Raw genomic sequence first — 214 nt, 5'->3', positions numbered from 1 at the left:
GATGCACTCGTTGAAGCTGATTCACTCGCACTCAAGGATGCACTAGTTGAAGCTGATGCACTCGCACTTACTGATGCACTTGTTGATGCTGATTCGCTCGCACTCAGGGATGTACTGGTTGAGGCTGACTCGCTCGCACTCAAGGATGCGCTAGTTGATGCTGATTCACTCGCACTTACTGATGCACTAGTCGATGCCGATTCGCTCGCACTTA

General features: G+C 50.9%; 1 pseudogene. It reads left to right on the top strand.

The window, feature by feature from the left end:
* Window positions 1–214, top strand: a pseudogene (locus ACLUWI_RS10535) (hypothetical protein); the annotation flags it as partial.

This window comes from Limosilactobacillus mucosae (assembly GCF_046939755.1).
GTDB lineage: Bacteria > Bacillota > Bacilli > Lactobacillales > Lactobacillaceae > Limosilactobacillus > Limosilactobacillus mucosae_A.
Note: the sequence above shows the minus strand (reverse complement) of the source record. Positions and strands in the feature narration are given on the sequence as shown.